Raw genomic sequence first — 25,019 nt, 5'->3', positions numbered from 1 at the left:
TGAGACGCTGAGGTAGAATCTGATAACAACGTCTTATTTTGCCCCATGAGCGACAACCTTTCCCAGAACTGTTCCGTGCTGTTGATCGATGACGAACTCATCGCGCAAGACCTGATCGGAGACCATCTCAGCCGCCAGCCCGGAATCCGCCTGCGCTACGACCAGCACGCCGAGCGCGCAGTCGAGCTATGCCGGGAAACCGAAGCCAACGTGGTCCTGGTGGACCTGCGCATGCCCGGCGCCGACGGTTTCGATGTCATCCGCATGCTGCGCGCCAATGCCGATACCGCCCACGTCCCCATCATCCTGCTGTCGTCCGAAGACGATGCGGAAACCAAGGCGCGCGCGTTCGCACTGGGCGCCAACGATTACCTGGTCAAGTGGCCCGAGGCGCGCGAACTCGAGGCGCGCATCCGCTACCATTGCGCCGCCTACCACGCGCGCCGCCAGCGCGATGCGGCGTTCATCGAATTGCGCCAGCGCGAGGAAGAACTGCGCGCCAGCCAGGCCGCCCTGCACCAGGCGCAAAAAATGGAAGCGATCGGCCAGCTCACCGGCGGCGTGGCGCACGACTTCAACAACGTCCTGCAAATTATCAGCGGCAACCTGCACCTGCTCAAGATGCTGGGGCTGGTCAGTCCGCAGGGCATGGTGCGGGTGGAAAACGCCCTGGCCGGCGTGGAGCGCGGCGCCCGCCTCGCGTCGCACCTGCTGGCGTTCGCCCGCCGCCAGCCGCTGCAAAGCGCGGTGGTCGATCTCAAGCCCATGCTCACCGACATGGACGACATGCTGGGCCACGTATTGGGCCCGCGCGCCAAGGTGGTTACCGACATCGCCCCGCAGCTGTGGAATATCGAGGTCGATGTCGGCCAGCTCAACAACGTGATCCTCAACCTGGCCATCAATGCCCGCGACGCCATGCACGGCGAAGGCACGCTGACCATCCGCGCCCGCAATCTCGACGCCGACGCCGCGCGCCTGCACAAGGTCAATGTCGCGGCCGGCGAGCATGTACCGCACGCCGACTATGTGCTGATCGAAATTGTCGATACCGGCGTGGGCATGAGCGACGCGGTGATGCAGCGCGCCTTCGAGCCGTTCTTCACCACCAAGCCCACCGGCCAGGGCACGGGCCTGGGGCTGTCGATGGCATATGGCTTCGTCAAGCAGTCGGGTGGCGAGATTACCCTGCAAAGCCGCCCGGGCGAAGGCACGTGCGTGCAAATCTACCTGCCGCGCAACGAAGCCGTGGCGGCAACCGACCACGCGGTCGATGCCGAAACCGTGACCGGCGGCGCCGAAACGATTTTGGTGGTGGAAGACGAGGAAGCGGTGCGCAACGCCACCGTGGCCATGCTGGCCGACCTGGGCTACCAGGTACTGTCCAGCCCGGATGCTGACGATGCCGCCCGCTTGCTCGAAGGCGGCGCCCGCATCGACCTGCTGTTTACCGATGTGATCATGCCGGGGCGCCTGACCAGCCTGGAGCTGTCCGAGCTGCTCAAGCACCATCAGCCGCAAGCCCAGGTGCTGTTTACCTCGGGCTACGCCGAGGGCTTGCTGGCGCACGACGGCAAACTGCCGCACGGCGTCAACCTGCTGGCCAAACCTTATACCCTGGAAACCTTGAGCGCGCGCATCCGCCAGCTGTTGCGCCAGCGCGCTGCCGCGGGCACGGATATTACTGCGGCTTGATGTAGCGCTGCGAGCCTGGGGGCGGCTCGTTGAGCACCGCCCAGAAAATGCCGAGGTCCGAAATGGCACGCACGAACTCCTGGAAATCGACCGGTTTGACCACATAGGCATTCACGCCCAGCTCGTAGCTGCGGATCAGATCCTGCTCTTCGCGCGACGACGTCAGCATCACCACCGGCAGGCTCTTGAGCGTTGGATTGTCGCGGATCTCGGCCAGCACTTCCAGGCCATCCACTTTCGGCAGTTTCAGGTCCAGCAGCACCACGGCCGGATTGCCATGGTCGCGGTCGGCAAAGGCGCCGCGTACGTGCAGATAATCGAGCGCGTCGGCCCCATCGCGTACCACGATCACTTCGTTGGCCAGCTGGCTGCGCTCGAGCGCGATCAGGGTCAGTTCCAGGTCGTGCGGATTGTCTTCGACGAGCAGGATGGGTTTTAGCATGCGGGTACCTCGGTCATTCTTTATCAGGTAGGGGTGTATCGGGAATGCTGAACGAAAAAGTCGCGCCCTCGCCGGGGACGGAACGGGCCCAGACCCGGCCGCCATGGCGCTCGACAATGCGGCGCACATTGGCCAGGCCGATGCCGGTACCGTTGAAATCCTCCATGCGATGCAGGCGCTGGAATACGCCAAACAACTTGTGCACGTACTCCATATTGAAACCGACGCCGTTGTCGGCAACATGGAACACGACTTCGTTGCTTAATTTCTCGCTGGTAATACGGATCACGGCGGGATCGCTCTGCGCCGTGAATTTCACGGCATTCGAAAGCAGATTGTACAACGCCAGCTGCAGGAATGCGGGATCGGCGATTACATCCGGCAAGGTATCGACGTGCCATTCCACGCGCCGGCTCGCATATTCCGGGGTCAGCCGCTCGATACAGCCATTGACCATCTCGCCCATGCGGATGCGCACGGGCCGCAGCGCCGCCCTGCCCATCTGTGAAAAACTCAGCAAGTCATCGACCAGCTTGCCGGCCAGCCGGGCCGAGGTCTTGATGTTGGTAAGAAAGCGCAGGCGCCGCTCGGGGTTGTCGTTGCCGGCGGTTTCCATCAGCAGGTCGGAAAAACCGACGATATGGCGCAGCGGCGCGCGCAGGTCGTGCGAGACCGAATACGAAAACGCTTCGAGCTCCTTGTTGGCGCGGCCCAGCTCCTCGGCCAGGTCGGCCATCTGCTCGGCGCGTTCGAGCGCGATGCCAAGCAAGGTGGTGCGGAATTCCAGCGCCAGTTCCAGTTCGGCATCGTGCCAGGGGGCGCTGGTGCCGTGCACGGCTTCGCGCCAGCTCTCGAAGCTGGTGCGCGGCGACAGCGCTCCGGGACCGCGCTTGTCCTGCGGGCGGCCGGCCCAGTCGATGGTGTACACGTGCTCGGGCCGGAACCACAGCAGGTAGTGCTGGTGGATGCGCGAAATCGGCATGGCCAGCAGGCCGCTGGCACAATGCGCATAGGCAGCTGCGGGCGGATAAATGGCCCCCAGGTGGGCGCTGTGGAACAGGTCTTCGTGCGAGTGCAGGCTGAGCCAGCCGGCCAGTTGGCGGATCTGGCTGTCGTCCGGCGTATCGCCAAAGCTGATCAGGCGGTCGTCGATGACGATGGCCACGCCGCCGGCGCGCGCAAAGCGCAGCAGCTCCGGCATGACGCTGCGCAGGTTTTCGATGAAGTCGGTGCCCTGGGTCAGTCCGCCCAGCAGGTTGACCATCACGCGCCGCACTTCGAGCCGGAATTGCAGCTCGTCGGCGTCGGCGCGGTTGCGGATGCGCAGCGCCAGGATTTGCCCCAGCTGTTCGCACACGGTGCGCTGGTGGTAGCTGAGGCGACGCGGCGTGGCATGGTGGCACGACAGCAGTCCCCACAGCTTGCCCTCCACCACCAGCGAGATCGACATCGAGGCCAGTGTGCCCATGTTGCGCATGTATTGCAGGTGCACGGGCGAGACGCTGCGCAGCGATGCCAGCGATAAATCGGTGGCGCGGCCGGTGAACGGATGCATGGCGGGCAGCAACCCGGCCGGCGTGTAGTTGGCGTCCTGGATCAGGCGGATGCGGTTGAGCAGGTACAGCTCGCGCGCCTGGCGCGGGATATCGCTGGCCGGAAAGCGCTGGCCCATATAGCCCTCGTAGCCGTCCTGCAGGGCCTCGGCCAACACGGTGCCGTGACCGTCCTTGTCGAAGCTGTACACCATCACCCGGCCAAAACCGGTAAGCGCGGCGATCTCGTTGACCGCCAGCTGGCTCATGTCGGCGATGGAATCGGCATCGTTGATCTTGTTGAGGAAGTCACCCACCACCGGGTACAAGCGGTGCAGGCTGGCCTCGAGGTTGCCAGCGGCCGGCTCGAACTCGAGCACGAGCAAGCCGTCGCACACGTGGGCCAGGACGTCGAACTGCGGGCCATCGGCGCTGAGCCCCACGGTGGCCAGGAAGCTGGCGCGATCGCGCGCCTGGTCCAGTCGCAACAGCGGCGCCAGCTGGTCGGCGGCGGCCCCGATGACGGCGCGTAACTGCCGGCCCAGCACGGCGGCGGGCGCCATGCCGGTGAAATCGGCCAGGTTGTCGCTGACCTGCACCACGCGTGCAACCGAAGCGTCCGCTGCGTCCGGCAAGTGCGACAAATCGAGGGACAGCAGGAAACCGTGCGGCTGAATCGCGCCGGGTATGCGGATCGGCTCGCTTTCGCAGGTGGCGATGTCGGCGGAGGTGGCCTCAGGCATGGTGAACGTACATGGTTGAGCAAAAGCGCATGATAGCAACTTTTATCAACGTCCGACGCGCCGTACGGCCCGCTTGTCTATTTTTTATCGCATGAATTGTCGGGGTCAATGCATATACTCGGGCAACACCGCGTGCGCCACGCCGTCGCGAATTTCCAGCACGCGTGGCTGGTGCATGCCAAAGCTCATCTTGTAACAGACCTGCCCCGCCTTCCACGCGGTAGGCAATACCATCAGCAGCTGGAACGCGCTGGGTTGCTCTTCGCCAGCAAAAATTGGTGGAGTGCCTGCAAGCAATATCGCTTGCATTGGTTGCTCGCCGTCAATCTCGACATGGTGACCGCGTACCGTGATCTCGCGCTCGCCATCGAGCCGGGCATTACCGACGATGGTGTCGTTGCGGCCATCGACGACCAGGTTCAGGCGCAAATTGGGATGACCTTCGATAGGGCTGCTGATATCGTAGACGGCAGTGAATAGCTGGCTCATGTTCTTTCCTTTTGGAGTGCTCAAAACAGGATCGAACTGTAACCGCCAGCGCCACTGCCGTCCTTCCGGATACCTTCCGAACGGCAAGTGACTGATTTATAAAGATTTAGCGCTTGGGCAATTTCCAATCTGGCCGCACGTAATGGCAGGTGTAACCGTTGGGAATGCGCTCGAGGTAATCCTGGTGTTCGGGCTCGGCTTCCCAGAACGGACCTGCCGGCGCCAGTTCGGTGACCACTTTGCCGGGCCACAGGCCCGATGCATCGACGTCGGCGATGGTGTCGAGAGCGGTTGCCTTCTGTTGCTCATCAGCATAATAAATGGCAGAGCGATAACTCGTGCCGAGGTCGTTGCCTTGCCGGTTGGTAGTGCTGGGGTCGTGAATCTGGAAAAAGAATTCCAGCAGTTTGCGGTAGGAAATGACTGCCGGGTCGAATTCGATCTCGATCGCCTCGGCATGGGTGCCGTGGTTGCGGTAGGTGGCATTGGGCACGTCGCCGCCGCTGTAACCCACCCGCGTGGCGACCACGCCGGGCATTTTACGGATCAGGTCCTGCATGCCCCAGAAACAGCCACCAGCCAGGACAGCCTTGTCAGTTGCGCTCATCATCATTCCTTTTCATTGATCTGGTCAGGCCACTTATGTGGCGACAACGCGGTTTTTATCAACCGTTTACCGGCACAGAAATGCAATTCGATTTATAATTTGCCTGTAGGAAAAATTTCACACTTTGCGTGCCACCTCCCCGCGCGCAGCCCTTCTCCGGCCTGGACCCAGCCGAAAGACCGCGACCTTGATGGTAGCCAACGTTTCGATTGCCAGCCATGGACCAGTCCCCTTCTATTAGAAAACGCGTCCTGATCGTCGATGACAACGCGCAAGCCGCCGACGTCGCTTCGGAGTTGCCCGACCTCTACGGCTACCAGACCGCAGTGGCCTACGGTGGCCAGGAAGGTTTGCAGGCGGCCGAGGCATTTGCGCCCGACGTCATCCTGCTCGACCTCGGCATGCCTGGCCTGGACGGTTTCCAGGTGGCGGCCGCGCTGCGCGCCCGGCCGGATTTCCGCGACGTGGCGATCGTGGCGTTCTCGGCCTGGGGCGACCAAGGCACCCGCCAGCGCACCCGCGCGGCCGGTTTCAACGACCACCTGACCAAGCCGGCCAGCCTCGATGAAATCGTCAGCACCATTGCCGCCGCCTGCCAGCCCTGCCACGCCTGACGCCACGCGTGGTTCATGCTATTGTCACCCCATATTCCCCAACAGACCCAGGACGCACCATGAACAACCCGGAACCAGGGTCACGACCAGACCGCAGCAAGGCCATCGCGGTCGAAGCCGGGCTCGACCTGCTGAAAACCGAGGGCCGGGCCGCAGCGGCCGCCTTCATGGAAGACGCCGGCGTGCCGCTGGCGGTGATCGCGCGCGTGCTCAACGAACCGGACCGGCGCCGCCTGCCCGCGCGGGCAGACCCGCACTACAATGATTAACCAGCTGCGATTGACTACCGGGCAACCAGCTATTGGTCGCCCACTAGTTGCACGGCGTCCACAGTTTTGTAATCACGCTGCAAGTTATTGGCGAACGTTACCTTGACGATCTTGGCCTTGTAGGCGGTCTTGTCGAAAGTACGCACGAACCAGGTACGGTTGCCGTTTTCTTCCTTCTTGACGTCGCTCAGTCCTTCCCACACCGTGTGCCATTTGGCGTCGGTATCCTGCAATTCCACCTTGTTGATCGCCTCCACGCCCTGGCCGCCGGTAAATACCACGCGTACCTCGGTGGCGTTGACAGGGTTGGCATACGTGGTTTCCAGCCAATCAAAACCCTTGTCGATATTATCGTTGGTCCAGTCGCGACCATCGGCCGGCCCCACCGCGCTTTGCGGCTTGTTGGAGTCGGACACGCTCTTGTCCTTGTCGCCAAACACCGAACTGGCCTTGGCCTCGGCCGCCCACTGCGCGCGCGGATCATTGATGAACTTGTCTTCCCGGGTGGCGAAGGCCAGCAGTGCCTGCTTGCGCGCCAGTTCCTGCTGCTCCGCGGTCTGCTCGGCCGGTGGCGTTGCCGTGGTGGCGGCCGGCGCCGCAGCGACCGGCGCTTCGGCTGCCGGTGCCGGCTCGGGCTCACGCTTCTTGCACGCGCCCAGCAGCGCAACAACGATCAACGGCACAATGGCGGCGGTACGATTCATGCGGGTCTCCTGGCGAATGGGAATGCCTAAATGACATTATCAAAATGATCTTACCTGATTTTTAATGTCGAGCGCGCAACGTCGCGCCCCAGTCGCGTGGTCCGCATGGCAAAATAGGCAACTACCAACCCTGATGCCACGTCAATGCTCACATTATTGCAAGCCGGATTGACCGGCCTGGACCTGATAGAAACCGGCCTGGCGCAGCGCGCCGCCCGGTATGCCGCCAGCGGCGACGACGCGGCCGTGCTGGCCCACCTGGCGACCCTGCCCGGTACACCTGGCACTGCCGGCGCTGCGCTTGGCTACCCGGGCCACCTCGCCGGGAACGCGATGATCGGTACGCCAGTCGGCTTCCATCAAGCATCGCAGGCCAGCCTTGGCGGCCGCCACCAGCTGTATCGCGCTACAACACTGGAGCCGGCCTGCATAGCCATGCTGGTCCGCCTGGGCAAGGTACTGGCAGCGGCCGACCAGCTGCAACTGCTTGTGCGCACGGCGCCGGCCACGCCCGCGTGGCTGCAATACCTGCTCAACGACGCCCTTGGCGGTACGTTCGACTGGGAGCGCCGCACCAGCGGCCCCGAGGACCGCGCGGCCTGGAACGTCACCTTGGTAGCGGCGCTGCTGGCCGACGACGGCCAGCCCCAAACGCTGCTGCTGCCGATCGTGTTCGAGCGGCGCGAACTTCATCCCTACCACGCTGACATGGTACTGCGCCAGTTGCTGGCCCCCGGTGCGCTGGACGACTACCTGCTGGCCCACGTCGCCGAAGTGGCGGCGCTGGCGCCCGCGCTGCCAGTGGCAGGACGGGTCATGCTGGTCAAGCGCCTGGGCAGCCACCCGCCGTTGCTGGCGCCGTTCGCCGAACTGCTGCTGCGGCAGGCCCTCGACAGCAGCAAGGTCGTGCGCACTGCCGCCGCGCAGATGCTCGACGCCATCGACCGCGACCGGCTCCGCCCCTTGCTGGCCACCATGCTGCGCAGCAGCCGCAGTACGGAAGTGGGCCACGCCGCCGACCTGCTGGCACGCCTGCATGGCGACGCCGCCCGCGCCGAGCTGGAGGCGGCGCTGGCCGATACCACCGGCAAGGCCGCCGCGCAGGCGATCCGCGCCGCGCTGGGCCGCCTGACACCCGCCGCCACGGCACAGCCACCGGAGTTGCCGGCGCCCCCGCCGCTGCCGCCGGCCCCGCACGAGGTGCTGGCCGACGACGCGGCCGAGCTGCTGCAGGCCAACCACGCGGCGCTGCTGGCACAGGCACGCCTCGATGCGGCAGAGGAAATCGAAAAAAACCGCGACCGCGAGTACCAGTCCGACTACTCCCAGCGCGCCCTGGCGCTTTACAGCACCGTCACCGGCGAGCACCTGCGCCAGGCGGTGCAAGCGCTCAATGGCCAGGCGCCGCTGGCCGCCCTGGCCATGCCGGCGGTGGACACGGTGCTCGACTACCGGGGCCTGCTGGCGGCGCGCGCCGACTTCGGCCTGGCGCAATTGCTGCGCCGGCTGACGGCCACCCGGCGCGAAGGCGGCAGCATCTGGCGCCATCCGTTGTTCCGAGCCTGGTTCGCGCAGCAGGACCAGCCCCAGGTCGATCTGCGCCAACTGGTGGCGATCATCGACGCCAGCGGCGCCAACGGCCTGCACCTGCCGCTGACCTGCCTGTACTGGAACGACGATCACTCGCCGCAGCAGATGCTGCCGGCCGGCCGCGTGTGGCCGGTGTTCGCCGAACGCACGGAACTGATCGACATCGGCCTGGGGCTGGCGCCGCCGCTCGATCCGGCCACGTATTTTTATACGCCGAGCGTGGTCAACACGCTGTCCGTGCTGGCCACGTTCCCGGTCATGCCCGCGCGCTGGCTGCCACGCCTGCTGGAACTGGCGCTGGGCACGGGCAAAACCGACCGCGCCGCCATCCAGCAGGCGCTGGCCCGGGTGCCGGACATCGTCGCCCGCGTGAGCGAAGCGCTGGGATCGAATCAGCAGGAAGTGCGCATCGAAGCGGCGCGCTGGCTGGGCGCACTCGGCGACCGCGCTGCGCTACCGGCGCTGCAGGCGGCGCTGAACAAGGAAATCCGCGAAGCAGCCAGCGCCGCCATGCTCGGTGCGCTCGAAGCGCTGGGCGAGGACATCGCCACCCACCTCTCGCCCGACAAGCTGCTGGCGAAGGCGCGCAAGGGCCTCAAGGCCAGGCTGCCCGCCGGCCTGGCCTGGCTCGACCTCGACGCCCTGCCGCCATGCGCCTGGCGCGACGGCACGCCGGTGGCGGCCGAGATCATCCGCTGGTGGGTGGTGTTCGCGTGCAAGCTCAAGGAACCGGCCGGCAATCCCCTGCTGGAGCGCTATCTGTCGCTGCTGGCGCCGGAAGCGCGCGCGACGCTGGGCCGCTGGCTGCTGCACCGGTTCATCGGTCACGACACCCGGGTGCCATCGCTGCAGGAAGCCATGACGTGGGCTGAAGCCAATGTCGCCCAGCGACTGCGAAACTACCAGGCCTACTACGACAACTGGGGCATGGATATGCCCACGCCGGAGCAGGTATACGAAGAACTCAAACGCGAAAAGCTGGCCGGCTATTTCGGCACCGCGATTTACGAAAAAGGCTTGCTGGCGCTGACCTCCGGCGTACCGGGCCGCGAGTATGCGGGCATCATCCAGGACTATATGCGCGACCACTACCTGCGCCGCGCGATCATCGAATCACTGCTGGAATCTGCCAGCAACATCGACGACACGGCCGTGATCCAGCTGATGCTGGCCGTGGCCCGGCGCCACCGCACGACGTCGGTGCAGGAAAAAGCGCGCACGCTGGTGCAGCGCATCGCCGACCGCAACGGCTGGACTCGCGACCAGCTGGCCGACCGCACCGTGCCCACCGGCGGCCTCGATGACAGCGGCACGCTGGCGCTGTCGTTCGGCAGCCGCCAGTTTACGGTCACGCTCGACGCCGACCTCAAGCCCGTGCTGCGCAACGCCGACGGCAAGGTGATGGCCGCCCTGCCCGTACCGCGCCAGGACGACGATGCCGATGCGGCCAGGGAAGCCAAACAGCTGCTGGGCGCCTGCAAGAAGGAAGTGAAACAGGTAGTGACCTTGCAGACCGGCCGCCTGTACGAAGCCATGTGCACCGGCCGCGTGTGGCCGGCAGCCGACTGGCGCACCTACCTGCAACAGCATGCGCTGGTGGGCCGGCTGGCGCAGCGGCTGGTGTGGCAGCAGATGCCATCCGATACGGTGCCAGCACGTACCTTCCGGCCCACCGAGGACGGCAGCCTGATCGACGTGGACGACAATGAGTTTGCGCTCGCCGAGGGCGCCGGCATACGCCTGGCGCACCGCGTGCTGCTCGACGCACCAGATGCCGCTGCCTGGGCCGCGCACCTGAAAGACTACAAGGTCACGCCATTGTTCGCGCAGCTGGCGCACGCGCTGCCGGTGGCGGCGGTGCCGGAGGGCAGCGTCATCGACGACCGCCTCGGCTGGCTCGCCGACAGCTTCAAGCTGCGCAGCGCGTTCACCAGGCGCGGCTACCGCAGCGCCCCGCCCGAGCACGGTCCGGTTTTCTTCGAGTATTACAAGGAGTTCGAGAGCGCCGGCCTGTACGTGGGCATCCAGATCAGCGGCAGTGCGCTGTCCGGCGAAAACGATCCGGCCGCGCTCAAAACGCTGGGCGTGCGCAAGCTGGGTCAGCACCGCTATGGCGGTGGCGAGATACCACTGCGGCAGTTGCCGCCGGCGCTGCTGGCCGAAGTCTGGGCCGACTACCACGCGGTGGCGGCAGCTTGCGCGGGCTTCGATCCGGACTGGCAAAAGAAGGTGCGGTGGGAGTGAACCGGGCCGACCTCGATTTGCCGAAAACGGGGATTCATGTCAGCATGCGGTTCGTTTGATTTGCCTGTTCGCCAATGTTAAAAAAGATAATGGATGCCCTCGGCACCGCACGCCTTGCACTGAGTTCGGACCTGGCCCTGATCCGCAGCGGCCTGGCCGGCCTGGACCTGACCGACAAAACGCTGACCACCCGGGCGGCCAACTTCGTCGCCAGCGGCGACGATCCATCCGTGCTGACGGCACTGGCGGCGCTCGGCGGCTTGCCGTTCGAAGCGCTGGGCAATCCGGGTTTGATCGGCTGGGTGTATGGCGGCCGCGCGCAATCGCAGGCCGGCGCAACGGAGGCCGCCACGGCCAGCCTGCGCGCGCGCGCCAGCCTGTACCAGCGCGTGACCGGCGAACCGGAACAGGTCGCCATGCTGGTGCGGCTGGGGCAGGTGCTGGCGGCAGCCGGCCAGGCGCAGCACCTGAGCCGCCCTATGGACGGTCTGCCCGACTGGCTGCAAACCCTGCTCAACGACGCGCTGTGGAACACCGCCCCCCGTAACATCGGCAGGTCCGACATCACGCCGGAACTACGACCGGCATGGACAGTCGCGCTGCTGGCCGCCCTGCTGGCGGACGACAGTCGCTGCGCAATACCGGTGCTGTCGATCGTTTTCGAGCGCAGCGGCATCGAAAGCTATCACCAGGACCGTATCTACCTGCCGCTGCTCGCGCCCGGCCTGCTCGACGACTACATGCTGGCCCATCCCGCCGAGGTGGCAGCGGCCGGCCGCACGCTGTCGGCGGTCGGCCGCATCCAGCTGCTCAAGCGCCTGGGCAGCCACCCGGCGCTGTTGGCTGCCTTCGAGACACTCATCATCACCATGGCCGCAGGCGACAGCAAGACCGTGCGCGCAGCAGCCATCCCCCTGATGGACAGCATCGCCCAACCCGCCGCGCTGGCGGCGCTGGCCGAACTGCTGGCTGGCGGCCGCACCGGCGAACGCGCCAACGCCGCCGACCTGCTGGCACGTACCCAGGGCGAGGCCGCGCGGCCGGTGCTGGAGGCGGCGCTGGCGCAGGAAGCCGGCAAAACGGTGCAGCAGGCGATCCAGGCGGCGCTGTCGCGCCTAGGCGCAGCCACCGATGCCGGCGAACTGTCGCTGCCGGAGCCGCCGCCGCTGCCGCCACCGCCCACCGAGGTGCTGGGCGAGGACGCCCTTGAGCTGCTGCGGCAGAACCGGCTCGAACTGCTCGAACGCTACCACACCGGCGCGGAACAGGAAATTGCCGCCAACCGTGACCGCACCCATCCCTACAAATTTGCGCAGGAAAAGTACGCCCGCTACCGCAAGCTGGACGACGGCATGCTGCGCGACGCGATCCTGGCCGCGAATGGTCAAAGCGGCCAAGGCGGCAAGGGCGGCGAGCGGGCCCGCGCGCTGCTGGCCGACCGCGATCTCATGGCCACGCTGGAGTTGAACGGACGCCTGGAGGCGCGCGCCGACTTCGGCTTGCTGCAAGTCCTGCGTCTGACCGTCGACAGCGGGTTCAATTACTGGGGCTTGTGGACCCGGCCGCTGTTCCAGAACTGGCTGCGGCGGCAGGACCGGAGCCGGGTGGATCTGCGCCAGTTGATGTCGCTGGTGGGTCAATGCGGCGGCGACGTCCGCGCCTTTGGCGCCAGTCTGCTGCGGCCGCACGGCGGCTCGGCCCTGCTCGATCAACTGCCGGCCGACCGCGTGTGGCCGCTGTTTGCCGAGCATCCGGAGCTGATCGATATCGGTCTCGGGCTGGCGCCGTCCAATCTCGACCGCTACTCGCACGACGTGGGCTGCACGCTGGCGGTGCTGGCCACCTTCCCCGTGATCCCGCCGCGCTGGGTACCCACGCTGATGGAACTGGCGCTGGGCGACAGCAAGACGCACCGCGCAGCCGCCCGCCAGGTCATGGCGCGCATGCCCGACATCGGCAAGCGCGTGGTGGATGCCCTGCAATCGGGTAAACAGGAGCTGCGCATCGAAGCGGCACGCTGGCTGGCCGCGCTCGACTACCGCGCCGGCATCCCGCCCCTGCAGGCAGCGCTCGACAAGGAAACCCGCGAAACCGCCAGCGCCGCCATAATGACCGCGCTCGAACAACTGGGCGTGGATATCGCCACCTACCTGGCGCCGGAAAAACTGCTGGCGCAGGCGCGCAAAGGCCTCAAGGCCAAGCCGCCGGCCAGCATGGCATGGCTCGATCTCGACAGCCTGCCGGCCTGCACCTGGGCCGACGGTACACCGGTTGAGGCAGAGATCATCCGCTGGTGGGTGATCCTGGCCTGCAAGCTCAAGGAACCGGGTGGCAATGCCCTGCTGGAGCGCTACCTGGGCCTGTTATCCAGGCCGTCGGCCGCCGCCCTGGGCACGCTGCTGCTGCACCAGTTCATCGCGCGCGACACCGCGCGTCCGCCGCTGGAAGACCTCAACGCCGACGTCGATGCCAGTGTGGACCGGCACTACCAGAACTATCTCGCCTCCGTCAAGCGCTATCCCGAGGCTTACGCGGGCCAGGCCAGGCTCACCCTCGAACAGATGCGCGCCCAGCTGTACGACCAGCTCAAGCGCGAGAAAATGAGCGAGTACCTGGGCACGGCCATCAACGAGAAGGGCATGCTGGCGCTGGTGGCCTGCGTGCCGGGCGCACAGCTGGTGGGCGCCATCCAGCAGTACATGCGCGACCACTACCAGCGCCGCGCCCAGGTCGAAGCGCTGCTGGAGGCGGCCTGCGGCTCCAACGACGGCGCCGTGATCCAGTTCGCGCTCGGTATCGCGCGCCGTTACCGCACGGCGTCGGTGCAGGAAAAGGCGCGCATGCTGGTGCAGCGCATCGCCGACCGCAATGGCTGGACCCAGGACGAGCTGGCCGACCGCACTGTGCCCACCGGCGGCCTCGATGACAGCGGCCGCATGGCGCTGCAATATGGCAGCCGCGTATTTACCGTCTCGCTCGACGCAGCCCTCAAGCCGGTGCTGCGGAACGAGGAAGGCAAAACGGTGGCCGCACTGCCGGCGCCGCGCCAGGACGACGATGCGGACGCCATCAAGGAAGCCAAACAGCAGTTCGCCGCCTGCAAGAAGGAAGTGAAACAGGTGGTGGACATGCAGACCAGCCGCCTGTACGAGGCCATGTGCGCCGGCCGCCGCTGGCCCGCCGCCGAGTGGCGCCAGTACCTGCTGCGCCACCCGGTGGTCGGGCGCCTGGTGCAGCAGCTGGTGTGGGAAGAAGTAGCCGTCGATGGCGCAGGCCTGGAGGTCACGCGCTGCTTCCGCCCCACCGAGGACGGCAGCCTGATCGACGCCGACGACGACGACATCGACCTCGATGACGCGGCGCAGGTACGCCTGGCGCATGGCGCGCTGCTGCCGGCGGCCGCCGCTGCCGCCTGGACCGCGCATTGCAAGGACTACAAGCTGACGCCGTTGTTCGCGCAGATGACGCATGCGCTGCCGACAAAAAGCGACGGCAACACAATCGACGACCGCCTGGGCTGGCTGTCCGACAGTTTCACCCTGCGCGGCGCCTTCGCCAAACGTGGCTACCAGCGCGGCGCGGCGGAAGACGGCGGCGTTTTCTTCGACTATCACAAGGACTTCGCGGCCAGCAGCCTGGCCGTGGTGATCGAATTTTCGGGCAATAGCCTGCCCGAGGAAAATATCACCGCCGTGCTCAAGTCGCTCTCGTTCCGCCGCCAAGGCGCGCACCGCTACGACTACAGCACGGTGCCACTGGCGCAAGTGCCGCCGGTGCTGCTGGCCGAAGCCTACGGCGACTACCTCGCGGTGGCCGCCGCGTGCACCGGCTTCGACCCGGACTGGGAAAAGAAAACGCCGTGGTAACCAAGGAATGCAATGACTGAACCAACCATACTGCGCGCCAGCGCCGAACTGCGCTATCGCGAAGAACTCGAGCGCCTGCGCGCGGCCGACAAAGACCAGCGTCCCGCTGGCTGGCGCCTGTCCCCGCGCGCGGTGCGCCGCTTCATCCTCGGCGATGCGGCGCTGGACGTGGGCCGCAAGTTCTACGGCGACGACCCGCTGGTGGACCGCGCCATCGTCACCTTGATGGGCCACCAGGGCCTGATGCTGGTGGGCGAGCCGGGCACCGCCAAATCACTGCTCTCGGAATTACTCAGTGCGGCCATCAGCGGCGATTCGGCGCTCACCATCCAGGGCACGGCCGGCACCACCGAAGACCACATCAAGTATTCGTGGAACTACGCGCTGCTGCTGGCCGAAGGCCCGAGCCTGCGCGCCATGGTGCCGTCGCCGCTGTACCAGGCCATGGTGGCCGGGCGCATCGTGCGCTTCGAGGAAATCACGCGTTGCCCGCCCGAGATCCAGGACGTGATGATTTCGCTGATGTCGGAAAAGCAGATCATGGTGCCGGAACTGGGCGAGCAGGCGCGCGTGCATGCGCAGCGCGGCTTCAACGTCATCGCCACCGCCAACCTTCGCGACCGCGGCGTGCACGAGATGTCGTCCGCGCTCAAGCGCCGCTTCAATTTCGAGACCGTGCGGCCGATCCGCGATCACGACTTCGAGGTGGAGCTGGTGATGCAGCAGGTGAAACGCGACCTGGACGGCGCCGGCCTCGGCGCCCAGGTGCGGGTGGAGCGCGACATCGTCGCCCTCCTGGTGACCACGTTCCAGGAACTGCGCGCCGGTCAGACGCGCGAAGGCACGGCCATCAAGACGCCGGACACAGTGATGTCCACCGCCGAAGCGGTCAACGTCGCCTACGCCGCCGCGCTGGAGGCCACCTATTTCGGCAACGGCCAATTGACGCCGCGCGAGATCGCCAACCAGTTGCAAGGCGTGGTCCTCAAGGACAATGCCGACGACCTCAAACGCGTGCAGCATTATTTCGATACCGTGGCGCGCGAACGGGCGCGGCGCGACAGCAACTGGAAGGCGTTCTGCGACGCCGCGCGCAGCCTGTGGCCATAGCACCGGCGCCCGCGCTGGCGGCGCTGGCGCCGCTATCGATCGACGGCGTCCATTTCGCACCGATCCGCCACCACAGCCCGGCCTGCGCGCTGGCGGTGCAGGCGCTGATCCGCGAAGTGCGCCCCGCCGCCGTGCTGATCGAGGGGCCGGACGACTTCGACACGCTGCTGCCGCTGCTGCTCGATGCCGCCACCCGGCCGCCGGTGGCGATCCTGGCCCAGGCCACGGCGCCCACCGGCAGGGACGATCCCGACGCGGCGCGTTCGGTGTTCTACCCTTTCTGCGACTACAGCCCGGAATGGGTGGCGCTGCACGAAGGCCGCGCGGCCGGTGCGCAACTGGCTTTTATCGACTGCCCGTGGCGCCCCGACGACGCCAGCTACGACCGCAACGACAGCGACGACGATGAGGACATCGGCAACCTGATGTCGGAGCGTTACCTGGCCCACAGCGATTACCTGAAGGCGCTGGCCGCGCGCACCGGTTGCCGCGACCAGGACGAATTGTGGGACCACCTGTTCGAGCTGCGCGACGGCGCCGCCCTGCGCGACTGGCGACAGTTGTTCGCCGACGTCCACGCCTACTGCGCCATGGCGCGCAACGATTACGAGCCGGCCGTGCTGGAAGCCGAGGGCAGCCTGCCGCGTGAACGCCACATGGCCGCGCACCTGCGCGCCTGGCGCGCCAGGGTCGATGGCCCGATCGTGGTGGTGACCGGCGGCTTTCACACGACGGCGCTGCAACGCATGCTGCATGCACCGGAAACGGCGCCAGCGGTGAGAGACAGCGGCGCTGGCAAGCGCCTGGGCAGTTGGCTGATCCGCTACAGCTTCGACCGGCTCGACGCCCTGAGCGGCTACGCCTCCGGCATGCCGTCGCCGGCGTATTACCAGCGCGTGTGGGAGAGCGCCAACGCCACCGCGGACGGCCCGCTGCTGGCCGACGTGGCCGCCAATTGCCTCACCGGCCTGGCGCGCATCAGCCGCGAACTGGGACTCTCCGAGCAGATTTCCACGGCAGGCGTGCAGGCAGCGGTGGTGCAGGCGGTGCGCCTGGCCGACCTGCGCGGCCACGCGGGACCGGGCCGGCAAGACCTGCTCGACGCCGTACGTTCGTGCTTCATCAAGGGCGCCATCGACGACGGCACCACCGGCATGGCGGCCGACATCCACCGCTACCTCGGCGGCAGCAAAATAGGCGACATTCCGCCGTCGGCCGGCTCGCCGCCATTGCTTGAAGACGCACGCCGCACAGCCGCGCACATGCGCATCAACCTCGGCGACAGCACCGCGCGCACCGTGCGCCTGGACCTGTACCGCAAGGACCGCCACCGTGCGCGCAGCCGCTTCCTGCACCTGATGGCGTATCTCGACACGGGCCTGGCGCGGTGGCAATCGGGCCCGGACTTCATCGGCGGCAGCTCGCTCGAACTCCTGATGGAAGAGTGGCGCGTGGCCTGGAGCCCGCTGGTGGAGGCGCGCCTGATCGAATATTCGCCGCTGGGCGCCACCTTGCATGCGGTCGCCATGGCGCGGTTGCGCCGCGACCAGGCCGCGCTGGCGGCGCAAGGCCAGGGCCGCTCGGCGTCGGCGGCGGTCAGCCTGCTCACGCGCGCCTGCGTGATCGGCCTGCACCAGCAACTGCCGTCGCTGCTGCAACTGGTCGCCGACCTGCTCGACGAGGACAGCAACGCCGCCTCGGTGATCACGTGCAGCCACCGGCTGCTGCTGCTCTGGCGCGGACGGGAGCCGCTGGGATTGCAGGAGCATCCGCAACTGCGCGCACTGCTGCTGCAAGCGTGGAACACCGCGCTGTACCTGGTACCGCAACTGGCGCAGGCCAAGCCGGAAGACGAAGCGGCCGCCATCGGCCACCTGCGCACCCTGCGCACGCTGCACGGCGCCTTGCGCCAGTTGGCAGATGATCCGGCGGCCGGCGATCCGGCGGCCGGCGATCCGGCGGCCGGCGCTCCGGCGGCTGAATCTCCAGCAGCCGGCATCCCAGTGGCTGACGGTCCAGCGGCCGGCGACCCGGCGGTCAGCGCTCCGGCGGCCGGGATCACGGTGACCGGCATCCCGGCAGCGAGTGCGCCCGCGCCGCGCCATACCAGCATCTGGCAACGCCAGTTGCAGGCGCTGACCACGGCCATCGACGGCGCGCCCGGCGTGCGCAGCGCCGCTGCCGCCACGCTGTTCATCGACGGCGCCTGGACCGATACCGAACTGGCGGCGATGCTGCAAGCGAGCTTCGGCCCCGGCGCCCTGCCCGGCGACGCCGTGCGCGCTTTGGCCGGCCTGATGGCGGTGGCGCCGGAGCTGCTGCTCACCCAGGCCGGCCTGCGCGCCCAGGTGAGCGCCATCGTGGCCGGCTGGGACGAGCAGACATTCATCGCCTTTCTGCCCGACCTGCGCCAGGCATTCACCCTGCTCAAGCCGCAGGAGACGGCGCACCTGGCCGAGGCGCTGGCCGGTACGCAGCAACTGACCCTGGCCGAAACCCACTACGCCGCCACCGAGGCCGACCTGCTGGCCGGCGTGGCGCTGCAAGCACGACTTGCCGCCAGCGTGGCGCACGACGGGCTGGCTGCATGGCTGACCACCGAGGCCACATCATGACCGACACCATGAACGACCAGCACAACGACAGCGGCAGCGACCCCGAACTGCTGCGCCGCTGGCGCCTGATCCTGGGCCGCTACGCCGGCCAGCCCAACAGCGCCGCCATGAATCCGCACGACCAGCAGATCGACCACGCGCTCGACTACCTGTACGGCCGCGAGTACCAGGGGCGCGGCCTGCTGCGCACCCCGGGCAGCGGCGGCTCGCTCGACCCCAGCGCGATCAGGGCGGTGGACTGGTTGCAGCGCACCCGCACGCTGTTCCCGCAGGACGTGTTCGAGCGCATCCAGCAGCACGCGGTGGAAAAATACCAGTTGGCCGAACTGCTGCAGGACCCGGACGTGCTGCGGTCGCTGGAGCCGAACCAGGCGCTGGCGCGTACCCTGCTCGGAATGCGCGGACGCATGAGCGCGCAGATGCGCGACGCCGTGCAGGACGTGATCCGCCAGGTGGTCGAGGAGATCACGCGGCGCCTGCGGCCGCAGTTCGTCAACGCACTGGTAGGCCGGCGCAACCGGTTTCGCCGTTCGCACATGCCCAGCGCGCAGAACTTCGACTGGCGCGCCACCATCGCCGCCAACCTGCGCCACTACGACCTGGCCAGCGGCCGGCTGCTGATCGCGCGGCCGATCTTCAATGCGCGGGTAAAGCGCCACCTGCCGTGGGACGTGATCCTGTGCGTGGACCAGAGCGCATCGATGCTCGATTCGGTGATGTACAGCGCGGTGGTGGCCGGCATCCTTTCCAGCCTGCCCACTGTCAATGTAAAACTGGTGGTGTTCGATACCAGCGTGGTGGACCTCACTCACCTGGCGGCGGACCCGGTGCAGTTGCTGCTCACGGTGCAACTGGGCGGCGGCACCGACATCGGGCGCGCCATGCAGTATTGCGAAACGCTGGTGCGCACGCCGCAGCGTACAGTGATCGCGCTGATCAGCGATTTCGAGGAAGGCGCGCTACCGGGGCCGCTGCTGGCGAGCGTGCAGCGCATGACCGAAGCACGCGTAAAAGTGCTGGGGCTGGCGGCGCTCGATGAAGCGGCGCGACCGGTGTACGACCACACCATGGCGCAGCGCCTGGCCGGGCGTGGCGCCGAGGTGGCGGCACTCACCCCCGCCCATTTCGCCGAATGGCTGGCCGAGGTGATGGCGTGACGGACTGGCTCCATATTTACCGCAACACCGACGACGACACCCTGGCCGCCCTGGGCAGCACGGGCCTGGTGCGCCGTGCCGCCAAGGACGTGGAAGCGGGCAAGGTGGCATGGGAAACTGCGCCCCGCCTGCTGCGCGCGGACGGACAACTGGTGCGCATCGACGCCGGCGGCCCGGCCCGCGCCAGCTGCGACTGCCCCGCACCCGGCGTATGCAAGCACATACTGGCCGCCGTCATCTGGCTGCGTAACGCCGCGCCGGAGCCCGGTGCCTCCAATATGACCAATGCAGCAGATGGCGCCGACAGCGGACCGCTTGCCGTTGCGCCACCGGCAGGAACGTCAGCGGACGCCGGCGCCAGTGCCGCCAATGACCCGACAGCTGCCAGTGCGGGCGATAGCGCCATCGACGCCTTGAGCCGCCTGCTGGCCGAAGTAACGGCGCTGGAGCCTGCCGCCGTGTTCAAGACCGCCGGCCTGGCCGCCACCCGCAAGGCAGCTGCTCTGCACGCGGCGGAGTATCCAGTGACCTTGTCCGCCACCGCCGGCACCTTGCTGATCACGCTGCCGTCGCTCGACATCACCTGCCGCTACATCGGCGGCGCCGGCTTCGCCGGCATGGTGTCGGAAGCGCCGGCCGCGTCGCGCGCGGCGGTGCACGTCCTGGCGCTGGCTGCCGTCTGGCGCCAGCAGGGCCGCGCCATCGCCTGGCCGGCGCCGTCCAGGTCGGCCGCAGCTGCGGCGCTCGATGATGATGCCGGCCTGTCCGCCGACGAGCAACTCTTCATCGAACGCCTGCGCGCGCTGGTGCTGGCCGCGTTCGAGGACGGCTGGTCGCACGTGAGCGAGATCGTGCCGGCCCAGTTGCGCGCGCTGGCCACGTCGGCGCGGGTGGAGTCGTTCCCGCGCCTGGCCGGCATGCTGCGCACACTGGCCGGCACCGCCAGCTTGCTGGTGGAGCGCGATGCGGGCGCCGACGAGCGTCAGGCGATCCGCCTGGCTACCCGCATCTACGCCCTCACCCACGCGCTGGAACCTGCGCGGGGAGACCTTCTGCGCGAGCTGCGTGGCCGCGAGCGCCGCAGCTTTGACGGCAACCAGGCGCTGGAACTGCTGCCGCTGGGCGCCCACTGGTGGGAGCAGCGCGGCGGCGCGCGCGGCTTGAGTATCGCGTTCTGGAACCCCGCCGCGCAGGGCGTGATGCAGGCGGTGCTGGCGCGCCGCGACCACGCCGACCGCCACTTCAACCGCGAACTGGCCTGGAGCACGGCCAGCCTGTGGCAAGGCGCAGGCGCGGCGGCCACGCTGGCCGGTGGCGCGCTGACGCTGGAACAGGCGCGCGTATCCGACGACTTGCGCCTGGGCCTGAGCATGGAGACCCGCGCCAGCGTGCAGCCACCCTGGCGCGCCAATGACGAGCGCTGGACCAGCGCCGGCTACGACGACTGGAATATTCTGGCCGATGCCCTGCGCGCCAGCGCCGGCCTGCGCGGGGAGACGCTCGACTGCGTGCTGCTCAGGCCCGCGCGCTGCGATACGCCCCGCCTCGACGAAGCACGCCAGACCTTCGACTGGACCGTGCGCGACAGCAGCGGCGCGGCGCTGGCGCTGCAACTGCCGTGCGACCCAGTGCACCATCAGCGCATCGGCAACCTGGAGGACTGGGTCGCGAACGGCGCGCCGATCCGCGCGGTGCTGGCGCGTTATGAGCGCAGCCTGCAGGGCGGCCGGCTCGAACCGCTGACATTGATAATCGAAACGGCCGGCGTGCTGCGCGCAGTTTCGCTCGACTATGAAGGTGCGCCAGCCAGTGCGGCCAGAAGCGCACCGCTGCTGCAACGGCTGGCGCGCCTGTTCGGCGCCAGGCCGGCTGCCGCAACGGCAGCCGACATCCCCGCCGAATCCATCGAGACCGCCACCCACGCCGGCTGGATCGGCGCCATGCAACAACTGCTGGAAAACCAGGCCATGAGCGGCAGACTGCATGTGCCGGGGGCGGACCGCCAGCGCCTGGTCGCGCTGCGCGCCTGCCTGCGCGCAAGCGGCGTCGAGCTGCTGGCGGACGCGCTGGCGCGCTATCTCGACCAGCCGGACACCGAGCGCGGCATCGCCCTGCTCTACCTGTGTCTGACCTGCGCCGAGCTAGGAGGTTAGCGGTACCTCAAGGCGCACCTCGGTGCCGCCACCAGCGCGGCGGCTGATGCGCAAGCCGGCTTTGACCAGGTGCGCGCGCTCGCGCATGCCGGCCAGTCCCCAGTGGCCGTGCGGCGCACCGTTGGCCAGCACCTGGTCGTCGATGCCACAACCGGCATCGAGCACGTGCAATTGCACGCCATCCGCCGCATAGCGCAGCACGACGTGCACTGTGGCCGCGCCGGAATGGCGGCAGGCGTTGTGCAGCGCCTCGAGCGCAATCGCATGCACCTCGTGCTGCACACTGTCGGGCAGCGGCACGGGCTTGCCCTGCTGCTCGACATGCACGGTCACGCCGTACTGCTGGCCGCAGGCGCCAGCCGCTTCTTCCAGCGCCCGATGCAAGCCCGGTTGCGCGTCGTCGCCCGAGCGCAGCGCCCACACCTGTTCGCGCCCTTCCAGCAGCACCGCGTCGGCGGTATCGAGCGCGTTGTCGATTTCGCGCTGCAGCGGATCGTTGATGGCGAGGCCACGCTTGATGCGATCGAACCGCATGATCAGCGCCTGCACGCTTTGCAGGAAGCTGTCGTGCAGGGTGCGGGCGATGCGGGTGCGCTCGTCGAGGCGCGCCTGCATGCGCTCGGCCACGCGCGCCGTCGCCAGCTGCACGCGCCAGCGAAACAGGCCATAGCCGGCCAGCGCCAGCACCAATGCGCACAGCAGCTTGAACCACAGCGTCTGCACGAACGTCGGGGAGATGGCCACATCGAGCGTGGCCGGCCGCGTGCTCCACACGCCGTCCTCGTTCGAAGCCAGCACCTCGAAGCGGTAATCGCCCGGCCCCATGTTGGTATAAAAAGCCTGGCGCCGGGTGCCGGCGTCGCGCCAGCCATCTTCCAGCCCCACCAGGCGGTAGCGGAAGCGCGCGCGCTCGGGGATGGTCAGCACGGCGGCGGTGAAATCGAGTTCGATGTTTTCGGTACCGGCGGGCAGGCGCGCAGCGCCATTGAGCGGGTAGGAACGGCCTTCCGCGCGCAGCCCGATCACCTGCGGCGTGGGCATCAGCGGATTATGGGTGATGTGGCGGGGATCGATCCAGCCGACATAGGAGCTGGACGCGTACCAGATATGGCCGTCGCTGCTTTCCGCCAGCGTGGGGATGGGGCGCAGCTGCGTGGCGATGCCGCCATAGCCATCGAGGTAATCGAAGCGCTCCATGGGCACCGCCACCGTCGCAGCGCCGTTCGCCAGCGCGGCAGCCACGTCGCGCGCACGGATATGCGCCAGTCCGCCCACGCCATGCAACCACAAGTCGCCAGCATCGTTTTCCACGATGCCCGACACGCCGAACAATTCGGCGCTGCCCGCATCGCGCAACATGGCGAAGCGCTTGCCGTTCCAGTGTGCGAAGCCATGGTCGCCGCCAACCCACAGGTGATCGCCACGGCTGTTGATGGCGAGGATATTACCGGCGGCCAGCCCCTCGCCGGCGCCCAGCTGGCGCAGCGCGCCATCGGCCGACAGCACCGCCATGGCGTTTTCAGGATAGCCGAACCAGAGCCGCCCCTGTGCGTCGGCATACAGCGAGATCGCCGTGCGCGCCGCCAATTCAGGCGCCGCCGGCCGCCCCCACACGCCCGCCTTGAACGTATGGATGCCGTGACCGATGATCGAGAGCCACAACGTGCCGTCGCCATCCATCGCCATCGCCTGCACCGCCATGCTGGCCGGCCCGCTCGGCAATGACCAGCGCCGATATCGGCCATCGCGAACCTGCCACAGCGCGCCCTCTGCCGCGAACCACGCGCTGCCATCGGGTGCGCGGGCGCTGGCTGTCGGGCTGTGGATCGGCGTGGTAAAGCGGCGGCCATCCTGGTCAACCCGGTACAGGGTATCGTTGAAACCGATGATGCCTGGCGTGCTGCCCACCCATAACTCGCCTTGCGCGCCGGCCAGTACGCTCATGAACGCGGTCTGGACGCCGCCCCACTCCAGCCGGTTGATGCGGCCGTGGCTGAGACGATCCACGCCACCTTCCGTGGTCAGCCAGGTATTGCCTTCGCGGTCAGTGAACTGGGCGTGGATATTGCGGCCACTGAAGCCGCCTTCAATCGCATAGGCGCTGCGGGCAAGATCCGAGGGATCGACCTGGTACAACCCCTGCGGGGTCATGATCCATAACCCGCCGTCCATTTTCTGGAAGACGTCCAGCCGTTGCCGGGTAAAGTGCGGCAGCGCCAATGGCCGTACCGCCTCGGTGACGGGATCGAAAATGAACAACGCCCGGTGCTCGGTCTTGAGCAGGATGGTGCCGTCGGGACGAAGGTCGCCGCTATCGATGGCGGGCAGGCCCGCTGTACTCGATGTGCCCGATATGCGCCGGAAGCGCTGGCTGCCCGGCTGCCTGATGTACAGGCCCGTATCCCCGTACGCCAGCAAGGCGCCATTGGGCGCCACCGTAAAATGGCTGAAATTGCCCGGTGCGATGCCCTCGGCGGCGCCCATGGCGGCCCACCGCTGGCCATCGCGGCGGAACACCCCGACGTAAGTCGCCGCCCACATCACCCCGTCCGGGGTGCGGGCCAGTTCCTGCGTGGTACGCGCCGGCAGGCCTTGCTCCTCGCGGTAGTGCGTTACCGCGCCGTGCTCGAACACGCTCGCGCCACCGAACCGGTAGCCCACCCACAGCGCATCGCCATATGCGGCCACCGCCGATACATCGGTTGCCAGCAGTTTGTTGCCATCGACCGCATCGACGCGGTCGAAGCGTACACCGTCAAACCGGTGCAGGCCCTCGTAATTGGCAAACCACAGCATGCCACGGCTGTCCTGGGCCATGGCGATCGCCGCCGACGGCGCGCCATCGCGCTTGCGCCAGGCGACATGCTGCAAGGTGCTCTGCCGGTACGGCGCAACCGGCACTTCGACCTGCGCTCTGTCGAAGACCCGCGGCGGCGATGGCGCCGGCGTCGTGTAGCCGATGGCCGGCGCAAGCGCCAGCAGGAGCAGCACGGGGCGAGCGGCCAGCCGCAGTGCGCGTAGGGACAGTGGAACCATGTGATGTTGTGACGAGGGAGGCCACGCATTATAGACCGACAGGGAATTTAGAATCCCCCCTCTAATTAATAAATTCCACATGGAAATTACTTTTCCAACAAGAAATATTCAATTACTATTACTTTTCCTCAATATGTACAAAAAATATAATCA

Annotated in this window: 15 protein-coding genes; 9 read left to right on the top strand and 6 right to left on the bottom strand. The window is 67.3% G+C overall.

Annotation, left to right across the window (positions count from 1 at the left end):
* Positions 1–75: 75 nt before the first annotated feature.
* Positions 76–1,695: a response regulator gene (locus tag SR858_RS03885; RefSeq protein ID WP_322534424.1), complete on the top strand. Its 1,620-nt coding sequence runs from the start codon at positions 76–78 to the stop codon at positions 1,693–1,695.
* Here the strand turns inward: SR858_RS03885 and SR858_RS03880 are convergent.
* From SR858_RS03880 to msrA, 4 genes are all read right to left on the bottom strand, one after another.
* Entirely contained in the window at positions 1,682–2,137 is a 456-nt protein-coding gene (locus SR858_RS03880; protein WP_019923054.1) for a response regulator, read from the bottom strand. The two genes, SR858_RS03885 and SR858_RS03880, sit on opposite strands and share 14 nt — an antisense overlap.
* Before the next feature lie 13 nt (positions 2,138–2,150).
* Positions 2,151–4,412, bottom strand: a complete 2,262-nt coding sequence (locus tag SR858_RS03875; protein ID WP_019923055.1) for an ATP-binding protein — start codon at positions 4,410–4,412, stop codon at positions 2,151–2,153.
* 105 nt (positions 4,413–4,517) lie between these two features.
* Positions 4,518–4,901 (bottom strand): DUF1842 domain-containing protein, encoded by a 384-nt coding sequence (locus tag SR858_RS03870; RefSeq protein ID WP_019923056.1) that lies wholly within the window; start codon positions 4,899–4,901, stop codon positions 4,518–4,520.
* A gap of 106 nt (positions 4,902–5,007) precedes the next feature.
* Positions 5,008–5,508: a peptide-methionine (S)-S-oxide reductase MsrA gene (msrA, locus tag SR858_RS03865; protein ID WP_040377982.1), complete on the bottom strand. Its 501-nt coding sequence runs from the start codon at positions 5,506–5,508 to the stop codon at positions 5,008–5,010.
* A gap of 218 nt (positions 5,509–5,726) precedes the next feature.
* On the opposite strand from msrA, the gene SR858_RS03860 reads away from it, so the two are divergent.
* Both SR858_RS03860 and SR858_RS03855 read left to right on the top strand, forming a co-directional pair.
* Complete coding sequence (locus SR858_RS03860) at positions 5,727–6,122, top strand: response regulator (RefSeq protein ID WP_019923058.1); 396 nt, start codon at positions 5,727–5,729, stop codon at positions 6,120–6,122.
* 59 nt (positions 6,123–6,181) lie between these two features.
* Complete coding sequence (locus SR858_RS03855; RefSeq protein WP_019923059.1) at positions 6,182–6,391, top strand: hypothetical protein; 210 nt, start codon at positions 6,182–6,184, stop codon at positions 6,389–6,391.
* Positions 6,392–6,420: 29 nt separating this feature from the next.
* On the opposite strand, the gene SR858_RS03850 is transcribed toward SR858_RS03855, so the two are convergent.
* A complete protein-coding gene (locus tag SR858_RS03850; protein WP_019923060.1) occupies positions 6,421–7,095 on the bottom strand; it encodes a hypothetical protein in 675 nt (224 codons plus the stop codon).
* Between the two features lie 144 nt (positions 7,096–7,239).
* On the opposite strand from SR858_RS03850, the gene SR858_RS03845 reads away from it, so the two are divergent.
* The 6 genes from SR858_RS03845 to SR858_RS03820 all read left to right on the top strand — a co-directional run bounded on the left by SR858_RS03845 (position 7,240) and on the right by SR858_RS03820 (position 21,830).
* Positions 7,240–10,929 carry a DUF4132 domain-containing protein gene (locus tag SR858_RS03845; RefSeq protein WP_084670049.1) on the top strand — a complete coding sequence of 1,230 codons (3,690 nt, stop codon included), beginning with the start codon at positions 7,240–7,242 and terminating at the stop codon, positions 10,927–10,929.
* Positions 10,930–11,018: 89 nt separating this feature from the next.
* Entirely contained in the window at positions 11,019–14,795 is a 3,777-nt protein-coding gene (locus SR858_RS03840) for a DUF4132 domain-containing protein (RefSeq protein WP_019923062.1), read from the top strand.
* Positions 14,796–14,807: 12 nt separating this feature from the next.
* Positions 14,808–15,905 carry an ATP-binding protein gene (locus tag SR858_RS03835; protein ID WP_019923063.1) on the top strand — a complete coding sequence of 366 codons (1,098 nt, stop codon included), beginning with the start codon at positions 14,808–14,810 and terminating at the stop codon, positions 15,903–15,905.
* Positions 15,896–18,520, top strand: coding sequence for a DUF5682 family protein (locus tag SR858_RS03830; RefSeq protein WP_019923064.1), 2,625 nt, complete (start codon positions 15,896–15,898; stop codon positions 18,518–18,520). The genes SR858_RS03835 and SR858_RS03830 overlap by 10 nt, the downstream gene beginning before the upstream one ends.
* Positions 18,493–19,677, top strand: coding sequence for a VWA domain-containing protein (locus SR858_RS03825; protein WP_322534421.1), 1,185 nt, complete (start codon positions 18,493–18,495; stop codon positions 19,675–19,677). The genes SR858_RS03830 and SR858_RS03825 overlap by 28 nt, the downstream gene beginning before the upstream one ends.
* The gene (locus SR858_RS03820; protein ID WP_019923066.1) at positions 19,674–21,830 is read left to right on the top strand and encodes an SWIM zinc finger family protein; all 2,157 of its coding nucleotides are present in this window, start codon (positions 19,674–19,676) and stop codon (positions 21,828–21,830) included. The genes SR858_RS03825 and SR858_RS03820 overlap by 4 nt, the downstream gene beginning before the upstream one ends.
* Here the strand turns inward: SR858_RS03820 and SR858_RS03815 are convergent.
* Complete coding sequence (locus SR858_RS03815) at positions 21,819–24,866, bottom strand: sensor histidine kinase (RefSeq protein ID WP_019923067.1); 3,048 nt, start codon at positions 24,864–24,866, stop codon at positions 21,819–21,821. The two genes, SR858_RS03820 and SR858_RS03815, sit on opposite strands and share 12 nt — an antisense overlap.
* Positions 24,867–25,019: the final 153 nt, after the last annotated feature.

Origin of the sequence: Duganella zoogloeoides (assembly GCF_034479515.1) — a bacterium.
Classification (GTDB): domain Bacteria; phylum Pseudomonadota; class Gammaproteobacteria; order Burkholderiales; family Burkholderiaceae_D; genus Rugamonas; species Rugamonas zoogloeoides.
The sequence above is the reverse complement of the archived record's forward strand: the minus strand, read 5'-3'. Positions and strand labels throughout refer to the sequence as shown.

Coding starts and splice junctions, on each gene's coding strand:
- SR858_RS03855 (WP_019923059.1), top strand. CDS start 6,182: ATGAACAACCCGGAACCAGGGTCACGACCAGACCGCAGCAAGGCCATC.
- SR858_RS03845 (WP_084670049.1), top strand. CDS start 7,240: ATGCTCACATTATTGCAAGCCGGATTGACCGGCCTGGACCTGATAGAA.
- SR858_RS03875 (WP_019923055.1), bottom strand. CDS start 4,412: ATGCCTGAGGCCACCTCCGCCGACATCGCCACCTGCGAAAGCGAGCCG.
- SR858_RS03840 (WP_019923062.1), top strand. CDS start 11,019: ATGGATGCCCTCGGCACCGCACGCCTTGCACTGAGTTCGGACCTGGCC.
- SR858_RS03880 (WP_019923054.1), bottom strand. CDS start 2,137: ATGCTAAAACCCATCCTGCTCGTCGAAGACAATCCGCACGACCTGGAA.
- SR858_RS03815 (WP_019923067.1), bottom strand. CDS start 24,866: ATGGTTCCACTGTCCCTACGCGCACTGCGGCTGGCCGCTCGCCCCGTG.
- SR858_RS03870 (WP_019923056.1), bottom strand. CDS start 4,901: ATGAGCCAGCTATTCACTGCCGTCTACGATATCAGCAGCCCTATCGAA.
- SR858_RS03825 (WP_322534421.1), top strand. CDS start 18,493: ATGGCTGACCACCGAGGCCACATCATGACCGACACCATGAACGACCAG.
- SR858_RS03835 (WP_019923063.1), top strand. CDS start 14,808: ATGACTGAACCAACCATACTGCGCGCCAGCGCCGAACTGCGCTATCGC.
- msrA (WP_040377982.1), bottom strand. CDS start 5,508: ATGAGCGCAACTGACAAGGCTGTCCTGGCTGGTGGCTGTTTCTGGGGC.
- SR858_RS03850 (WP_019923060.1), bottom strand. CDS start 7,095: ATGAATCGTACCGCCGCCATTGTGCCGTTGATCGTTGTTGCGCTGCTG.
- SR858_RS03860 (WP_019923058.1), top strand. CDS start 5,727: ATGGACCAGTCCCCTTCTATTAGAAAACGCGTCCTGATCGTCGATGAC.